Consider the following 16,274-nt stretch of genomic DNA (forward strand, 5'->3'; position numbering starts at 1 on the left):
GGAAAAAGAGCGGATTCATGAAAGGACTGTTGCTCCATAAGCAACAGTCGCGCAATGACAAGGGGTCAGACGGGGAGGTGAATACCGAACGTGTTCATGCCGTGATCGCTGCGTACAAACACATCACCACCGTGCATCAGCGCAATCGCCTTGACGATCGCCAGGCCCAGGCCGTGGTTGTTGCCGCTGTTACTGCGGGACGCATCGACCCGGTAAAAACGCTCGAACAGCCGTGGCAAGTGTTCGCTGGCAATCGGCGAGCCAGGGTTTGCCACACCAATGCTGACTTGATGCTCTTCGACGTCGATGCGCACCTCGATCACCTGGCCGGGATCGGTGTGTTGCACCGCGTTGCTCAGCAGGTTGATCAGCGCCCGACGAAGGTGCGCAATTTCGATCCGAACCTGCGCATCCCCCCGAACCTGTACCTGGACCTGTGCATCTTCAAGGATGAAATCCAGATACTCCAGGGTGGTCGCCACTTCGTCCGCCAGCGACGTGCTGGTCAATTTGGTCGCCTTGCTGCCCTGATCGGCGCTGGCGAGGAACAACATGTCGTTGATGATCGAGCGCAGGCGCTCCAGCTCTTCGAGGTTGGATTGCAGTACCTCGAAATAATGTTCCGCCGAGCGGCCACGGGTCAGCGCCACCTGGGTTTGGCCAATCAGGTTGGTCAACGGTGAGCGCAGTTCGTGGGCGACATCGGCGTTGAACGACTCAAGCCGCGAGTACGCCTGCTCGACCCGCTCCAGGGTGGCGTTGAAGGAGCTGACGAACTGATCAAGCTCTGGCGGCAGCGACGACAGGCGCAAGCGCCCGGAGCGTAGCGGCGGTGCCAGGCGTCGGGCTTCATGGGACAATTCGATCAAAGGCTTGAGGCCGATACGCGCGACCCAGTAACCCAGCACGGACGCCAGCAGCACACCGATAATGGCCAGGCTGATCAGGGCTACCAGCAGATGGTGCTGGGTCTGGGAAAACGTCTCGGTATCGACCGCGATCATGAAACGAAGCGGCGGACGCTGGTCCTTGGCCGGGAACTGGCTGACCAGCACTTTCAGCGGGTAGGGCTGGTCGGGCAATTGCAGGTCGCGCATGCCCAACGGCCCTTCGGCCAAGGTCCGGATTTGTGACGTCGGGTTGCCATATTCGTAGTGCGGATCGCCACTGACGACCCAAAAACTGATGCGCTTGTCTTCTTCGCTCAGCAACTTGAGCTTGTTGTTGATCTTCACCCAATGTTCCGGCGTGCCGTAGCGACCGATGGCTGACTCGAGCACGCTGTAACGCGCATCGAGCTCGGCTTCGGGCAGCAGGCCCAGGCCTTTGTCGACCTGCTGATACAACGCGCCGCCGATCAGCAGGAACACCAATAGCGCGACCAGCGTGAACATGCCGCTCAGGCGCAGGGCGATGGAGTTACGAGGGGCGATCATCACGGCTCTCCAGTACATAACCCATGCCCCGAATGGTGTGTAGCAGTTTTTCGTCGAACGGCCCGTCGATCTTGGCGCGCAGGCGTTTGATCGCCACTTCGACGACGTTGGCGTCGCTGTCGAAATTGATGTCCCAGACCATTTCGGCAATCGCCGTTTTGGAGAGGATTTCACCCTGGCGACGGGCCAGCACACTGAGCAGCGAGAACTCCTTGGCAGTCAGGTCCAGGCGCGTGCCGGCGCGGGTCGCCTTGCGGCTGATGAGGTCGATCCACAGGTCGGCAATGCTCACCTGGACCGGTTCATGGCCACCGCTGCGCCGGGTCAGTGCTTGCAGGCGCGCCACCAGTTCGAGGAAGGAAAACGGTTTGCCCAGGTAGTCGTCGGCGCCGTCGCGCAGGCCCTTGATGCGATCTTCCACCCGTTCGCGGGCGGTGAGCATGATCACCGGGGTTTGCTTGCGCGCACGCAACGCGCGCAGCACGCCAAAGCCATCGAGGCCCGGCAACATCACGTCGAGGACGATCACGGCGTAGTCGCTTTCCAGTGCCAGGTGCAGGCCTTCCACACCATCGCGCGCCAGGTCCACGGTGTAGCCCTGTTCCGTCAAGCCGCGGTGTAGATAGTCCGCGGTTTTTTCTTCGTCTTCGATAATCAGGACACGCATGACCCCGCCTCAGTCTGTGGTGACCAGTGCCGGCGTCGGCACGGGTTTGGGTCTATGAAAGATCCGCTCAAGCCACAAGTATATGACCGGCGTGGTAAACAGCGTCAGCACCTGGCTGACCAGCAAACCACCCACCACGGCAATCCCCAACGGTTGGCGCAACTCGGCACCGGTGCCGTAGCCGAGCATCAGCGGCAGGGCACCGAGCAGGGCGGCGAGGGTGGTCATGATGATCGGCCGGAACCGTGTGATGCAGGCCTGGAAGATCGCCTCTTCAGGGGGCAGGCCACCCTTGCGCTGGGCTTCGAGGGCGAAATCGATCATCAGGATGCCGTTTTTCTTGACGATACCGATCAGCAGCACCAGGCCGATCAGGGCCATGATCGAGAAGTCCTGGCCGCAGAGCCACAACATGATCACCGCCCCCAGGCCCGCCGCCGGCAAGGTCGAGATGATGGTCAGCGGGTGCACGAAACTTTCATAGAGCACGCCGAGAATGATGTACACCGCCACCAGTGCCGCAAGGATCAGCCAGGGTTGGCTGGCCAGCGAACTCTGGAACGCCTGGGCGGCGCCCTGGAAATTGCCGCTGATCGCCACCGGCATGCCGATGTCGGCCTTGGCCTGGTTTAGCAGGATCACCGCATCGCCCAGTGCCACGCCAGGGGCGAGGTTGAATGACAGGTTGGCGGCCGGGAACATCCCGTCATGGGCAATCGACAGCGGGCCCACCGTGGGTGGATCGAAGCGGGCGAGGGCCGACAGCGGCACCATCTCACCGCTCAAGGGAGAGCGCAGGTAGAAGTAATTCAGGCTTTCGGCCTTGCCGCGTTGTCGGGTGTCCAGTTCCAGGATCACGTTGTACTGGTTGACCTGGGTCTGGAACTCATTGATCTGGCGTTGACCGAAGGCGTCGTACAGCGCTTCGTCCACATCGCTGGCGGTCAGGCCGAAGCGCGCAGCCGCGCTGCGATCGATGCTGATGTGGGTGATGCTGCCGCCCAATTGCAAGTCGTTGGACACATCGCGAAAGGCGGGGATGCTGCGCAGTTTATCCGTGAGGCGCTGGGTCCAGGTGCTTAGCACCGCGCCGTCGTTGCTCTTGAGTACGTATTGATACTGGGCGCGACTCGGGCCGGAACTGAGGTTGATGTCCTGGCCGGCGCGCAGGTACAGGACGATGCCCGGGACTTTCATCAACTGCGGGCGAATGCGGTCGATGAACTCACTGGCGGACACATCGCGGTCGCTGCGTTTTTTCAGGGTGATCCAGAAACGGCCATTGGCGATAGTCTGGTTGCTGCCCGAGACGCCGACCGAATGGGAGAAGGTTTCGACCGCTGGGTCAGCCGCGACGATCTCGGCCATGGCCAGATGTTTTTTCACCATGTCGCCGTAGGAAATATCCGCAGCCGCTTCGGTGGTGCCGAGCACGAATCCGGTGTCCTGCACTGGGAAAAAGCCCTTGGGAATGAACACATAGCCACCGACGGCCAGTGCAACCGAGAGTCCGAAGATGCCAATCATCAGTTTCTGATGGGCGAGGGCGCGACGCAGGCCTTTTTCGTACAGGTCGAGCAGGCGCTCGCCGAAGCCCTTTTTACCATCGGCATGATGCACCGGGGCGCGCATGAACAGCGCCGCGAGGGTCGGCGCCAGGGTCAGTGACACGACGACCGAAATGAGAATGGTGGAGGTGGCGGTCAGGGCGAATTCCTTGAACAGGCGCCCGACCACGCCGCCCATGAACAGCAGCGGAATGAACGCCGCCACCAGCGAGAAACTGATCGAGACCACGGTGAAGCCGATCTCCCCTGCACCCTTGATGGCGGCCTCGCGCATGCCGTCCCCGGCCTCCAGATGCCGGTGAATGTTCTCCACCACCACGATCGCATCGTCCACCACGAACCCCACGGCGACCACGATGGCCACCAGCGTCAGGTTGTTGAGGCTGAAGCCCATGACGTACATCAGGGCGAAACTGGCGATCAACGACACGCCGAGCACGGCCGAGACAATCAGCGTTGCCGACAGCTGACGCAGGAACAGGGCCATCACCGCCACCACCAGCAGGATCGCGATCAGCAGGGTGATTTCCACTTCATGCAGCGAGGCGCGGATGGTTTGTGTGCGGTCGATCAGTGTCTTGACCTGTACCGAGGCCGGCAGCATCGCTTCCAGTTCCGGCAGGGCGGCCTGGATGCGGTCCACCGTCTCGACGATGTTGGCCCCCGGCTGGCGGAAGATCACCAGGTTGACCCCCGGTTGCGTGCCCGCCCAGGCCTGGACGTAGGCATCTTCCGAACCGTTAACGACTTTGGCCACGTCCCGAAGGTGAACCGGTGCACCGTCCTTGTAGGAAACGATCAACTGGCTGTAGTCCTCGGGGTGGAACAGTTGATCGTTGGTGGACAGGGTGGAAATGCTCGACTCTCCGTACAGCGCACCCTTGGCCAGGTTGAGGCTGGTCTGCTGGATCGCCAGGCGAATGTCCGCCAGGGTCAGTCCAATGGCCGCCAGTTTGTCCGCCGAGACCTGTACACGAATCGCCGGACGTTGCTGACCGGTGATGGCAACCTGGCCTACACCGTCGATCTGGCTGATCTGGCGGGACAACAGCGTTTCCGTCAGGTCGCTGAGTTCGGGGCCGGGCATCAGCGATGAGTTGACGCTGAGGATCAACACCGGGCTGTCGGCCGGGTTGACCTTGCGCCATGTCGGCAGGTTGGGCATGTCCTTTGGCAGTTTGCCGGCGGCGGTGTTGATCGCCGCCTGCACTTCCTGGGCGGCGGTGTCGATGCTCTTGTCGAGGGTGAATTGCAACGTCAGGTTGGTCGAGCCCAGGGCGCTGCTCGACGTCATCTGCGTCACGCCGGGGATGGCGCTGAACTGCACCTCAAGCGGCGTGGCGACCGACGACGCCATGGTCTCAGGGCTGGCGCCGGGCAATTGTGCGGCCACCTGGATGGTCGGGAATTCTGCTTCGGGCAACGGGGCTACCGGCAGGCGCGGGAAGGCGATGGCGCCCAGCAGCACCAGGGCGAAGGTCAGCAGGACCGTCGCCACCGGGTGATCGATGCACCAGGCGGACACTCCGCCCTGGCCCTTCATTGGGCGGCCTGCGATTGCACCACTTGTGCAGGTTCGGTGAGCACCTGCACGGTCGATCCGGGTTTGAGCCGTGATTGCCCGTCGCTGACCAGCACGTCACCCGGCTTTACGCCCTTGATGATGTTCTGGCCGCTGCCCTGATACACGATCTGCACCGGCACGGTTTCGACCTTGTCGCCCTGGACGCGGTAGACGAAGGGCTGATCCAGGCCGCGTTGTACGACAGTGGGCGGCACAACGAGCGCATCCTTGTCGAGCGCTGTCTGAATTTTTACGGTCACCAGCAGGCCCGGCCAGAGCTTCTGTGCGGCGTTGTCGAATTCGGCCTTGGCGCGGATGGTCCCGGTGTTGGCGTTGATTTGATTGTCGATCAGGGTCAAGTGGCCTTCACCCAGCAGGTTTCCGGTCTCGCCGTCGGTGTCGGCGCCGATGTAGGCCTTGACCCGGGCGTGTTGCGGATCGTTGATCAGGCCTTGCAAGGTGGGCAGCATCTGTTGCGGCAGGGAGAACTCCACGGCGATCGGGTCGATCTGGGTCACGGTGAACAGACCTTGGGTGTCGCTCATACGCAGGAAGTTGCCTTCGTCCACCGTGCGAATCCCAACGCGGCCGCTGACTGGCGAGCGAATCTGCGTGTAGGAAAGTTGTACCTGAGCCGCATCAATCGAAGCCTGGTTGCCCTGGGCGGTGGCCTTGAGTTGGTTGACCAGCGCTTGTTGCTGGTCGTAAGTCTGCTTGGACACGCCGTCGTCGACGCTCAGCAGTTTGTAGCGTTTGAGATTGACCAGCGCCACTTGCAGTTGCGCCTGGCTTTCGCCGAGTTGCGCGCGGGCCTGGTCGAGGTTGGCGCGGATCGAGCGGTCATCGATGCTGGCGAGTAAATCGCCCTTGCTGACCAGTTGGCCTTCCTTGACCAGGATTTTGGTCAGAATGCCGTCGATTTGCGGACGAACCACCACGCTGTGCAGAGACAGGACCGAGCCGATGCCGCTGACGTAGCGCGGCACATCCTTTTCGGCAACATTTACCACTCGCACCGGGATCGCGCTGGAGGCGGCGAGTCGGGTCTTGGCCGGTTTGGTCAGATACCAGGTGCCCAGCGCAGCCAGCACAATCAACAGGCCTGCAATCAAGGCGGTTTTTTTCGAAATTTGCATGCGAGTGGGGCGCCGGGTGGGGGGACGGGTTCAGATAAAGATATCGTTCGCAGGATCAATACCTTTATAAACCCGTTCGCCGGTCAGGAAGGTGACTGCTAACTGACGGCGCTGTCAGTTTGGGTATACTGCCGACTTTATTGCACCACCCGGAGCACTCATGACTTCCCCGACTCAACCACCGGTTGCCGACGCCCCTGGCGACGAACTGGCAGACAGCGAAACCACGCCTGCGATTGCGCCATTCAAGTTCCCGTTCAAGCCGGGCGAACTGGCCGCTGCGAAAACCTCCAATCAGCCGTGGTACAAGAACGGCGCCAAGAACGGTCACACCAAGGTTCCAGGTGCCGCGCCTCCCGGCACGCGTCGTTCGATGGGCAAGCGCTGAGTTCTTTTGTCGCGCTAGTGGCTATGTGCTCATATCCTGAGCCAGATCAAGGTTTGTGTAATCAGTGCGCTTAGAGTCAGCAACTTCGCCGACTCTTACCCACCAGCGAGCGCGCTTTCCATGAAGATCAACCTCCCGGTGACGGGCCGTCAAGTCGATGTTGCGGCTGATGCGAACATCCTTTCGACCACCGATCTGACGAGCGCAATCACCTACGCCAACGACGATTTCATCAAGATCTGCGGTTACAGTCGCGAGCAATTGCTCGGCGCCAAGCACAACCTGCTGCGTCATCCGGACATGCCCCAGGCCGCGTTCGCCCACATGTGGCAGACCCTCAAGAGTGGCCGCTCGTGGATGGGGATGGTGAAAAATCGCTGCCAGAATGGCGACCACTATTGGGTGAGTGCCTTCGCCACGCCGATGACGCAAAACGGGCAGGCGGTGGAGTACCAATCGGTGCGCACCCGCCCGACGGAACAGCAGATCGAGGCTGCAGAAAAGGCCTATACGCAACTTCGCAATGAGCGCACGCCATTGATGCAACGCCTGCCTGTGCTCGGGCCAGGCCTGAAGCTGACATTGCTGTTCAGCGCGATCCTGGCCAGTGTCATTGGGTTGCAGGTTTGGCTCAATCCTTCGTCGTTGATGTACGGTTTAGTGGCCCTGATCGGCGGCGGCACGCTGGTGGCCGCCGGCACCTGGCGGATGTTGCGTCCGCTGATGGCCCTGAGCGAGCGCGCCCGGCAGATTGTCGATAACCCGTTGAGCCAAGGCATTTACACCGGTCGCCGGGATGAGTTTGGGCAGATCGAGTTCGCCTTGCAGATGCTCGAAGCTCAGATCGGTGCGGTGGTGGGGCGCATCGGCGATGCCTCGCAGCGCTTGGCGGGGCATGCGGCGGAGCTGGTGGACCATTTGCAGGGCAGTCACAGCAGCACACTGGACCAGCAGGCGGAAACCGATCACGTGGCTGCGGCGATCAACCAGATGTCCTCCAGCGTCGCCCAGGTCGCCAGTCATGCGCAGCAGGCCGCCGTGGCCGCCGATATGGCGGGCAGCGAGACGTTCGAGGGCCATCAGTTGGTCAGTGAAAGCCGTCAGGTTGTGTTGCGCCTGGCCGATGAGCTGACGCACGCCACTGCGGTCATTCATCAACTGGAAGGGCACAGCAGCGAGATCACCGGGGTGCTGGAGGTGATTCGCAGCATCGCCGAGCAGACCAATCTGCTGGCACTCAATGCTGCCATCGAGGCGGCGCGCGCCGGAGACGCCGGACGCGGGTTTGCGGTGGTTGCCGATGAAGTCCGCGGCCTGGCCCAGCGCACCCAGCAGTCGACCAACGAGATCGAGCGCATGATCAACACGTTGCAAAACGGCACGCGCGATGCGGTGCTGGCGATGCAACACAGTGGTGAGCAAGTGCAATGCAGCGTCGAGCAGGCTCGACGTGCTGCCGAGGCGCTGGACGGTATCAGTCGGCGGGTCAACCAGATCAGCGAGATGAACCTGCAGATCGCCTCGGCGGTGGAGGAGCAGAGTACCGTCAGCGAAGACATCAACCGCAACATCAGCAGCATCCGCCGCGCCTGCGAAGTCACGGTCAGCGAAGGGCAGCGCAGCCAGGCGAATTCTGCGGATGTTGCCGGGCTGGCGGGCGACTTGCGGCGATTGGCACAGGAATTCTGGCGAGTGCGCCGTTAAGCCGCGCGCAGTGAAATGAACGCGTAATTGAGCGGGGTTTCAGTGGTCACCTGCGCACCGCTCGCCCGGAGCTGGCTGGCGATATCGTAGCCTGATACGTGGAACTGCCACGCACTGCCCGAGCCCGCCGGCGATTGATCAGTCATCCGGTCGACGACTGTGGCAAACGCCGTCATGTCCGGCAGGTAAGCCGTGAACCCGTCACCCTTGAGTGCCGTCGTGCGAATTCCCAGCGAGGCGCAAATCGCATCCTTGGTGCGAATTTCTTCGCGATCGGCCTGACGCGAACGCTGGATCAGCGCCGCCAGTTCACGGTCGACCAACTCACCGCCGAGGATCAGGTCCGGGCCTTTTTCCCACGATTCGGGCGGGCATTCCTTGATGGCTGGGTTGAGGGAAATGTGCGGATTGATTTCCATCGGATAGATACGGCACACCAACGGACGGCGTTCGTAGATGCGGCAGAGGTTATCGTCGTCAAGATTCCGGCAACGGCCGGCATTGTAAGCGGCGAAGGTGATTGCCACGTGGGCCTGCGCCGAGCCGCTGCTGACTAACACCGAACGCCGCTGGGCATGTTCGCGTTGCTGCGTCGGCAGGCCAAGGCCATTGGCCAGGAAAGCCTCCACCAGCACGATGACCTGACCGCCATCGTCCGCCCACATGCGGGCTTCGGACAGGGTGAGAGGCACGTGATGGTCAGTGCAGCATTTGCCGCAGCCTACGCAGGAAAACGTCGTGTTCATCGAAAGATCAGTCGCTGTCATCGGCTTGAAGCAGCGACAGAATGCCGCCGCAAAAACTGTGCTGAAGCAAGTTATGCGCCATTCACTTTGACTTGGCGGGCGCGCGGATGGAGTCCCATTCGGTGACGTAGGCGGTTTTGTCTTTCTTGCTGTACAGGCACAACTCGGTACCCTGCTGGTTCTTCATGTGTTTTTGCGGGTAGCGACCTTGCAGCAGTACGGCGGTGTAACCGACTCGGTCGTCAAACTGGGCGATATTGCCCACCGGCGCCACATTTTTCAGGCCGCTGGCCTTGGTGCAACTGGCGAGCACTGTTTTGTCATAAGCGGCCCAGGCTTCATCGCTGGAGGCGTGGGCCTGGCTGGCCAGGGCGGTGAGGCAAAGGAGGGTCAGGGTGGTGGCTTTCATGGGCAGGCATCCTTTTGGGAATTTGGACTGAGTATGCCTGATGTTGTGGAGTCGACCGCCATCGCGGGCAAGCCCGCTCCTACAACGATTTTGCGTTAACTCCGGACCTGTAGGAGCGAGCTTGCTCGCGATAGCGACCGGCCAGACACTGCGGTGGTGACGGGCACACCGCATCGCGGGCAATCAGTCCGGCACCCATTCCCGCCGAACCACGACCATCCCGACACCTTGATACAACCGCTGCGCCCGCCGGTTGTCTTCCAGCACCTTCAAATCCACAAAGCCTTCGCGGCGTTGCGCGAACGCCTGGAAGGCATGCAACAGCAGGGCACGGCCCAATCCCCGGCCCTGGGCATCGGGGTGCACCACCAGATTCTTGATGTAGGCACTGGTCCAGCACTGACAGACGCCAACGATCGCATCGGCCTCAAGGGCAACGAAGCACAGATCGCGATCGTATTCGGCATCGGTCTCGAACCGCTGCTGCCAGATCTCCAGTGCCGGCACGCGGCCGCCGCCGTGCTGGTAGCCCAGTTGCATCAGTCGATGCACGGCGGGCGCGAGTTCGGGGCGGTAGACCTGGACTTCAATGCCAGAGGGCCAGTTGCTCGCCGGCACAACCTCGGCAAGGTTGCGCCGCATCAGCAAGCAAAAGGCCTCGGTCACATCAATGGCCTTGTTCGGCGATCGTCCTGGCCGCTTCGATCAGGCATTTGGTCAGGTCTGGCGAGGAGAACTTGGTCAGCACCGCATTGGCGCCCGCCAGCCGTGCTTTTTCGCTGTTCATCGCGCTGTCCAGCGAGGTGTGCAACAGCACGTAAAGGTGGGCAAAATCCGGGGTCTCGCGCAGGGTGCGGGTGAGGGCGTAACCATCCATTTCCGACATTTCAATGTCAGAGACGATCAGGTTGATCTGCTGCGCCGTGCCTTGCAAGTCCAGCAGGCAGTCGATGGCCTCCTTGGCGCTGCGCGCGGTGTGGCATTGCAGGCCGAGGTTACGCAGGGTGTGCACCGATTGCTGCAGCGCCACCTGGCTGTCGTCGACCACCAGAATGCGCGCATTGCCCAGCAGTTCGGCGTCTTCCATGCTCAGCTCGGTCGGCGCCACTTCGATCTGCGCGGGGGCGATGCCATGGATGACCTTTTCGATGTCCAGGACTTGCACCAGCGTGCCGTCGACCGAGGTTACGCCGGTGATGTACGAACGCACACCGCCGGAACCGAAGGGCGGGGGACGGATGTCGGTGGTCAGGCAATGGACGATCTTGCTCACGGCCTGGACGTGCAGGCCCTGTTTGGAGCGGCTGATGTCGGTGACGATCAGGCAGCCGCCGTTCGGGTCTTCCAGCGGCCGCTCGCCAATCGCCCGACTGAGGTCGATCACCGACAGCGACGCGCCGCGCAGGGTGGCAATGCCCTGAACATGTGGGTGCGACTCCGGCAATTTGGTCAGCGGTGGGCAGGGAATGATCTCACTGACCTTGAGCAGGTTGATCGCCATCAACTTGCCGCTGCGCAAGGTGAACAGCAGAAGCGAAAGTGAGTCTGCGCGAGCTTTGATGGAAGACATAAAAACCTTCTGTGGAAAAAGGTGATGGGCGATTCAAGGTTCGCCGACAGCTATCAATGCCGGGTTATCGACTTGAAGGGGGCAGGCTTTAGGAAATTGGCTGAATGGCCTGGCCCAATCGTCGAAACGCCGCCCGGAGCAAGCTCGCTCCTACAGGGGATTTGTGAGCAACACAGAACCCTGTAGGAGCGAGCTTGCTCCGGGCGGCGCTCCGACGATAGCGGTTTCACTTGATCCCCAACCGCTTCGCCATCCGGCCCAGGTTTGCCCGGTCCAGCCCCAACTCTCGCGCCGCGCTCGCCCAGTTGTTGTGGTGGCGCTCCAGGCAGGCGTTGATCAACTGGCGCTGATAGCGTTCAGTCGCCTCGCGCAAATCACCGGTCACCACCGCGGCCGGAATGACGGCGGCCGGCTCGTCCGCCACTTCGACGCTGGCGTTGGGCAAGTCCAGATTCTCCACCCCCAGGCTGAGGATCTTCGGTCGCTCCCGGCAGTTGCCCAGGGCCTTGAGCGCACTGCGACCAATCAAGTGCTCGAGTTCCCGCACGTTGCCTGGCCAATCGTAGGCCAGCAATGCGGTCTGTGCTTCGCTGGTCAGGCGCAGGCTGTTGAGGCCCATGCGCGAACGGTTCTGTTCGAGGAAGAAACCGCTGAGCAGCAACACGTCACGACCGCGATCGCGCAGCGCCGGCACCAGCAGCGGGTAGACGCTCAGGCGATGGTAGAAGTCGGCGCGATAGCGGCCGCTGCGCACTTCTTCGGCAAGGTCACGGTTGGTGGCGGCGATGAGGCGTACATCGACCTGATGCTCCTTGTCGGAGCCCAGGCGCTGCAACTGGCCGCTTTGCAGCACACGCAGCAATTTGGCCTGGACGGTCAGCGACAGCTCACCGACTTCGTCGAGAAACAGCGTACCGCCGTTGGCCAGTTCGAACTTTCCGCGTCGGTCGCTGGTGGCGCCGGTGAAGGCGCCGCGCACGTGGCCGAACAGTTCGCTTTCCACCAGGGTGTCCGGCAGCGCCGCGCAGTTGAGGCTGATGATCGGCTTGTCGGCGCGGGGCGAGGCGGCGTGAATCGCCTGGGCCACCAGTTCCTTGCCGACCCCGGTCTCGCCGGTGATCAACACGGTCAGGTCGCTGCCGCCGACCAGATTGATTTCTTCCACCAGCCGTTTGTGCGCCTTGCTCTGGCCGATCAGTTCGCGATTCTGCTGACCGCTGGCCTGGCGGTACAACTCGGCGCGCTGATGCTCGTCTTCGGCGCGATTAGCCAGGCGCTCGATACGTTCGGCGGCGTTGACCGTGGCAGCAGCCAGGCTGGCGAAGGCCTCCAGGGCGTCCAGTTCGACCGGTTCGCGACTTTGCGGGTCCAGGGCATCGAGGGTCAGCAGCCCCCATGGACGTTCATCGATAAACAGCGGGCAGCCCATGCAGTCGTGGACCTCCAGATGGTCGTCCAGGCCGTCGACCAACCCGTCGTAGGGGTCGGGCAATTCACTGTTGGCGGCGAAGCGGGTCGGCCCGTGGCTGCTGAGCAGCGCTTCGAAGCGTGGGTGTTCGCTGACCTTGAAGCGTCGTCCCAGGGTGTCGGTGCTCAAACCATCGACCGCCAGCGGCACCAGCCATTCGCCATCCAGGCGCAGCAACGCGGCAGCATCGCACGGAAGCAGCGCGCGCATGGCTTCGAGCAGGCGCCGATAACGCTCGCCCTCGGGCAGTTCGCGGGACAGGTCGGCGACCAGCGGGAGCAGGGTGGTGAGCAGAGATTTTGCAGTCATAGTGACTCCATGTAGTCCGGATGACTATAAGCCAGGCGCTGTCGATATGACTATAAAGTTATCAACGTATTGATTTATAAGGAATAAATAACTGGCACGGAAACTGATAAAGCTAGGGCAAACACATTAGAAACCCAAGTGGCGCAGGAGTCACCTTATGCTTAGCGTTCAAGACCGTGCAATCGTCAAATCCACCGTGCCGTTGCTGGAAAGTGGCGGCGAGGCGTTGATCACTCATTTCTACCGCATGATGCTTTCCGAGTACCCCGAGGTGCGCCCTCTGTTCAACCAGGCTCACCAGGCCAGCGGCGACCAACCCCGCGCCCTGGCGAACGGCGTGCTGATGTACGCCCGTCACATTGATCAGCTCGATCAACTGGGTGATCTGGTGGCCAAGATCATCAACAAGCACGTGGCCCTGCAAATCCTGCCGGAACACTACCCGATCGTTGGCACTTGCCTGCTGCGTGCGATTTCCGAAGTGCTGGGTGAGGAGATTGCCACCGCGCAGGTCATGGGCGCCTGGGCGGCGGCTTATGGCCAGTTGGCCGACATCCTGATCGGCGCCGAAACCAGCATCTACGACCAGAAAGAACAGGCAAGGGGCGGCTGGCGCGGCGCGCGTGAGTTCATCGTCGCGGCCAAGGTCGAGGAAAGCTCGGAGATCATCTCGTTCTACTTCGAGCCGGCAGACAAGGGGCCGATCCTCGCTTCCGAACCTGGCCAGTACATCGGCATGCAACTGTTCCTCGATGGCGAAGAAATCCGTCGTAACTACTCGCTGTCGTCCCTGAGCAACGACAAGCATTACCGCATCAGCGTCAAGCGCGAGGCCGGTGGTCGCGCGTCCAATCACCTGCACGATGAGCTGCATGTGGGCGACAGCATTCAACTGTTTCCGCCATCGGGCGAATTTACCCTCACCGACAGCGACAAACCGCTGGTGCTGATCAGTGGCGGCGTCGGCATTACCCCGACCCTGGCCATGCTTGAAGCGGCCCTGCAAACCGAGCGGCCGGTGCACTTCATCCACTGCGCGCGCAATGGCACGGTTCACGCCTTCCGCGACTGGATCGATGACCTGGCGGAGCGTCATCCGCAGTTGCAGCGATTCTACTGCTACGCCGAAGATGACGGCGTCAGCCCGGCAGCGCACAAGGTGGGTTTGTTGAGCCAGGAACAACTGGCTGAGTGGATGCCGGAGCATCGTGATGTGGATGCCTACTTCCTTGGGCCCAAAAGCTTCATGGCGGTGGTCAAGCGTCACCTGAAGGCATTGGGCGTGCCGGAGGAACAGAGCCGCTACGAGTTCTTTGGCCCGGCTTCGGCGTTGGAATAACCCTTACGGGTTAGACAAAGATCCACGGTCGGAGCGGGCTTGCCCGCTCCCACATTTTTTAATCAGCCCTTGAGTTCCTTGAGGTGCTTGTACACCGTCGCCCGCCCCATGTTCAGGACGTTGGCGACGTAGTTGGAGGCGCTTTTGCCCTTGAAGGCGCCTTCGGCATGCAGCGCCAGCACCAATTCGCGTTTGTGGTCGCGTGTCAGCAGGTTCAGGCTGAGCTGGCGTTCGCGCAGCCAGCCGTGCAGGAAGGTGTTGATTCGCTCCTGCCAGTCATCACGGAACAGGGAGTCCGGTTGCGGAATCAGCTTGCTTGGCGACAGGAACAGGTCCAGCGCCGCCTTGGCGTTTTCAAACAACGAAATATTCAGGTTGATGCACAGCACGGCCAGCGGATGACCGTTGCTGTCGCGCAGAACGCTGCTCAAGCTGCGGATCTTCTGACCGTCCCAGTTCAATTTTTCGTACGGCCCGATGTTTCGCTCGCTGATGTCATCGCCGAGCATGTCTTCCAGTGCCGCATCGTCGCCGACTTCACGCTTGGACAGGTTGTTGGCGATGTAATCGATCTTTTGCGTGCGCAGGTCGTGCAGCACCACCTCGGCATGGGGAAAGAACAACGTGGCGATGGCATCGGCAATCGCGCGAAAGTTATCCAGGGCCGGGTCTTTAACAGGTGCATTCATACGAGGGAACTCCAGGCAACGGTCAGCGCCCTGCAACACAGGACGCTGGAAGTTTGCCGCAATCAGGTCGGCACGTCACGGCGAACGCCGATCAGCCCAGGCGAGCGGGCGAGAGCATCCCGGCCTCCAGGCCGAACCGCGTGAGCGTCTGCGGTAACGCCTCGCCGCGCACCAGGGCCGCGCTGGCCTGGCCCATGGCGGGTGAAGTCTGGATGCCGTAACCACCTTGCGCTGCGACCCAGAACAGCCCTGGCACCTCGGGGTCGAAACCCGAGACCAGATCGCCGTCGGCGACGAAGCTGCGCAGGCCGGCCCAGGTGCGGGTCGGGCGGCGAATGGTCAGGGTGGTGGCTTCTTCGATCTGGTAGATGCCCATGGCGATGTCCAGCTCTTCGGGCTGCACGTCGTGCGGCTCCACCGGGTCGGCGTTGGCTGGGGAGCCGAGGAACATCCCGGCATCGGGCTTCATGTAGAACGATTCGTCGAGGCTGACCAGCATCGGCCAATGGTGGCTGTCCACGCCTTCGGGGCCGGCAAAGATGAAGGCCGCGCGGCGCTTGGGTTGGAGGCCCAGGGGGTGGGCGCCCGCCAGTTTACCGATCTTGTCGGCCCAGGCACCGGCGGCATTGATGATGATGGGCGCGCTGAAGGTCTGGTTGCCGGTGTGTACCTGCCACATGCCTTCGGCATCGCGGGCCAGGTCCAGGACTTCCATGTCGGTATGCACTTGGCCCTGGTTGCGCCGAATACCGCGCAGATAGCCCTGATGCAGGGCATCGGTGTCGATGTCGCTGGCGGTTGGGTCGTAGATTGCGCCGTGGACTTTCTCCCGGCGCAGGATGGGCAGGCGGGCGCAGGCTTCTTCGGCGCTGAGCAACTGCATCTCAGGCACGGTGGCCCTGGCGCTCAGGTACTGATTGTTCAGCTCGGCCGGATCGCCGGTGAAGTCCACGGTCATCTCGCCGCGCGGGGTCAATAGCGGGTGCTCGCAGAAGCCGGCAGGTGGGGCGTCGAAGAAATCACGACTGGCCAGGGTCAACGCCCGCACCTGCGGGGTGCCATAGGCTGCGGTGAACAACGCGGCGGAACGTCCGGTGGAGTGATAGGCCGGATGGGATTCGCGTTCGAGCACAATCACGCGTCCGTGCTGCGACAGCCAGAAACCGGTGGAAGCACCGGCAATCCCGCCGCCGATGATGATGAAGTCTGCGTGGCTCATGTGGGTCTCCTGAATGGGCCGCAATGCCATGAATGTCTGTGAACCGAACCTCTGTAGGAGCG

The 16,274-nt window shown here is 61.9% G+C and carries 14 protein-coding genes and 1 pseudogene; 4 read left to right on the forward strand and 11 right to left on the reverse strand.

Annotated features, from left to right (window positions below; all coding sequences use genetic code 11):
• Positions 1 to 65: 65 nt before the first annotated feature.
• From AB4N33_RS26720 to AB4N33_RS26735, 4 genes are read right to left on the reverse strand one after another with little or no spacing between them, the layout of a single operon-like run.
• Positions 66 to 1,436: a heavy metal sensor histidine kinase gene (locus AB4N33_RS26720; protein ID WP_460121093.1), complete on the reverse strand. Its 1,371-nt coding sequence runs from the start codon at positions 1,434 to 1,436 to the stop codon at positions 66 to 68.
• Positions 1,420 to 2,103: a heavy metal response regulator transcription factor gene (locus tag AB4N33_RS26725; protein WP_460121096.1), complete on the reverse strand. Its 684-nt coding sequence runs from the start codon at positions 2,101 to 2,103 to the stop codon at positions 1,420 to 1,422. Before AB4N33_RS26725 ends, AB4N33_RS26720 begins: the two co-directional genes overlap by 17 nt.
• 9 nt (positions 2,104 to 2,112) lie before the next feature.
• Positions 2,113 to 5,214: a multidrug efflux RND transporter permease subunit gene (locus AB4N33_RS26730; protein ID WP_476458582.1), complete on the reverse strand. Its 3,102-nt coding sequence runs from the start codon at positions 5,212 to 5,214 to the stop codon at positions 2,113 to 2,115.
• Positions 5,211 to 6,371 carry an efflux RND transporter periplasmic adaptor subunit gene (locus AB4N33_RS26735; RefSeq protein WP_476458583.1) on the reverse strand — a complete coding sequence of 387 codons (1,161 nt, stop codon included), beginning with the start codon at positions 6,369 to 6,371 and terminating at the stop codon, positions 5,211 to 5,213. Before AB4N33_RS26735 ends, AB4N33_RS26730 begins: the two co-directional genes overlap by 4 nt.
• A 160-nt stretch (positions 6,372 to 6,531) precedes the next feature.
• On the opposite strand from AB4N33_RS26735, the gene AB4N33_RS26740 reads away from it, so the two are divergent.
• The 3 genes and pseudogenes from AB4N33_RS26740 (at position 6,532) to AB4N33_RS26750 (ending at position 8,463) form a co-directional block, all read left to right on the forward strand.
• On the forward strand, positions 6,532 to 6,759 hold the full coding sequence (locus tag AB4N33_RS26740; protein WP_460121104.1) for a hypothetical protein: 228 nt from the start codon (positions 6,532 to 6,534) through the stop codon (positions 6,757 to 6,759).
• A gap of 120 nt (positions 6,760 to 6,879) precedes the next feature.
• Positions 6,880 to 7,161, forward strand: a pseudogene (locus tag AB4N33_RS26745) (PAS domain-containing protein); the annotation flags it as partial.
• A gap of 246 nt (positions 7,162 to 7,407) precedes the next feature.
• Complete coding sequence (locus AB4N33_RS26750) at positions 7,408 to 8,463, forward strand: methyl-accepting chemotaxis protein (RefSeq protein WP_476458853.1); 1,056 nt, start codon at positions 7,408 to 7,410, stop codon at positions 8,461 to 8,463.
• On the opposite strand, the gene AB4N33_RS26755 is transcribed toward AB4N33_RS26750, so the two are convergent.
• The 5 genes from AB4N33_RS26755 to norR form a co-directional block, all read right to left on the reverse strand.
• The gene (locus AB4N33_RS26755) at positions 8,460 to 9,209 is read right to left on the reverse strand and encodes a YkgJ family cysteine cluster protein (RefSeq protein ID WP_476458584.1); all 750 of its coding nucleotides are present in this window, start codon (positions 9,207 to 9,209) and stop codon (positions 8,460 to 8,462) included. The genes AB4N33_RS26750 and AB4N33_RS26755 overlap by 4 nt on opposite strands.
• An 82-nt stretch (positions 9,210 to 9,291) precedes the next feature.
• Positions 9,292 to 9,618: a hypothetical protein gene (locus AB4N33_RS26760; protein WP_460121109.1), complete on the reverse strand. Its 327-nt coding sequence runs from the start codon at positions 9,616 to 9,618 to the stop codon at positions 9,292 to 9,294.
• 183 nt (positions 9,619 to 9,801) lie between these two features.
• Positions 9,802 to 10,260 carry a GNAT family N-acetyltransferase gene (locus AB4N33_RS26765; RefSeq protein ID WP_460142101.1) on the reverse strand — a complete coding sequence of 153 codons (459 nt, stop codon included), beginning with the start codon at positions 10,258 to 10,260 and terminating at the stop codon, positions 9,802 to 9,804.
• Positions 10,261 to 10,285: 25 nt separating this feature from the next.
• Positions 10,286 to 11,188 carry a chemotaxis protein CheV gene (locus AB4N33_RS26770; protein ID WP_460121115.1) on the reverse strand — a complete coding sequence of 301 codons (903 nt, stop codon included), beginning with the start codon at positions 11,186 to 11,188 and terminating at the stop codon, positions 10,286 to 10,288.
• 226 nt (positions 11,189 to 11,414) lie between these two features.
• On the reverse strand, positions 11,415 to 12,965 hold the full coding sequence (gene norR, locus AB4N33_RS26775) for a nitric oxide reductase transcriptional regulator NorR (RefSeq protein ID WP_476458585.1): 1,551 nt from the start codon (positions 12,963 to 12,965) through the stop codon (positions 11,415 to 11,417).
• A gap of 157 nt (positions 12,966 to 13,122) precedes the next feature.
• Between norR and hmpA the strand changes: the two genes are divergently transcribed.
• Entirely contained in the window at positions 13,123 to 14,304 is a 1,182-nt protein-coding gene (hmpA, locus tag AB4N33_RS26780; RefSeq protein ID WP_476458586.1) for an NO-inducible flavohemoprotein, read from the forward strand.
• A 62-nt stretch (positions 14,305 to 14,366) separates the two neighbouring features.
• On the opposite strand, the gene AB4N33_RS26785 is transcribed toward hmpA, so the two are convergent.
• Both AB4N33_RS26785 and AB4N33_RS26790 read right to left on the reverse strand, forming a co-directional pair.
• Positions 14,367 to 14,993, reverse strand: a complete 627-nt coding sequence (locus AB4N33_RS26785; RefSeq protein WP_460121122.1) for a helix-turn-helix transcriptional regulator — start codon at positions 14,991 to 14,993, stop codon at positions 14,367 to 14,369.
• A 91-nt stretch (positions 14,994 to 15,084) separates the two neighbouring features.
• A complete protein-coding gene (locus AB4N33_RS26790; RefSeq protein WP_476458587.1) occupies positions 15,085 to 16,212 on the reverse strand; it encodes an NAD(P)/FAD-dependent oxidoreductase in 1,128 nt (375 codons plus the stop codon).
• Between the last annotated feature and the right edge of the window lie 62 nt (positions 16,213 to 16,274).

The sequence above is a fragment of the Pseudomonas sp. S1_E05 genome (assembly GCF_056337105.1).

What these genes read in the sequence shown, in the direction of transcription:
- AB4N33_RS26720 (WP_460121093.1), bottom strand. Translation starts at nt 1,436, where the DNA reads ATGATCGCCCCTCGTAACTCCATCGCCCTGCGCCTGAGCGGCATGTTC.
- AB4N33_RS26725 (WP_460121096.1), bottom strand. Translation starts at nt 2,103, where the DNA reads ATGCGTGTCCTGATTATCGAAGACGAAGAAAAAACCGCGGACTATCTA.
- AB4N33_RS26730 (WP_476458582.1), bottom strand. Translation starts at nt 5,214, where the DNA reads ATGAAGGGCCAGGGCGGAGTGTCCGCCTGGTGCATCGATCACCCGGTG.
- AB4N33_RS26735 (WP_476458583.1), bottom strand. Translation starts at nt 6,371, where the DNA reads ATGCAAATTTCGAAAAAAACCGCCTTGATTGCAGGCCTGTTGATTGTG.
- AB4N33_RS26740 (WP_460121104.1), top strand. Translation starts at nt 6,532, where the DNA reads ATGACTTCCCCGACTCAACCACCGGTTGCCGACGCCCCTGGCGACGAA.
- AB4N33_RS26750 (WP_476458853.1), top strand. Translation starts at nt 7,408, where the DNA reads ATGTACGGTTTAGTGGCCCTGATCGGCGGCGGCACGCTGGTGGCCGCC.
- AB4N33_RS26755 (WP_476458584.1), bottom strand. Translation starts at nt 9,209, where the DNA reads ATGAACACGACGTTTTCCTGCGTAGGCTGCGGCAAATGCTGCACTGAC.
- AB4N33_RS26760 (WP_460121109.1), bottom strand. Translation starts at nt 9,618, where the DNA reads ATGAAAGCCACCACCCTGACCCTCCTTTGCCTCACCGCCCTGGCCAGC.
- AB4N33_RS26765 (WP_460142101.1), bottom strand. Translation starts at nt 10,260, where the DNA reads ATGCGGCGCAACCTTGCCGAGGTTGTGCCGGCGAGCAACTGGCCCTCT.
- AB4N33_RS26770 (WP_460121115.1), bottom strand. Translation starts at nt 11,188, where the DNA reads ATGTCTTCCATCAAAGCTCGCGCAGACTCACTTTCGCTTCTGCTGTTC.
- norR (WP_476458585.1), bottom strand. Translation starts at nt 12,965, where the DNA reads ATGACTGCAAAATCTCTGCTCACCACCCTGCTCCCGCTGGTCGCCGAC.
- hmpA (WP_476458586.1), top strand. Translation starts at nt 13,123, where the DNA reads ATGCTTAGCGTTCAAGACCGTGCAATCGTCAAATCCACCGTGCCGTTG.
- AB4N33_RS26785 (WP_460121122.1), bottom strand. Translation starts at nt 14,993, where the DNA reads ATGAATGCACCTGTTAAAGACCCGGCCCTGGATAACTTTCGCGCGATT.
- AB4N33_RS26790 (WP_476458587.1), bottom strand. Translation starts at nt 16,212, where the DNA reads ATGAGCCACGCAGACTTCATCATCATCGGCGGCGGGATTGCCGGTGCT.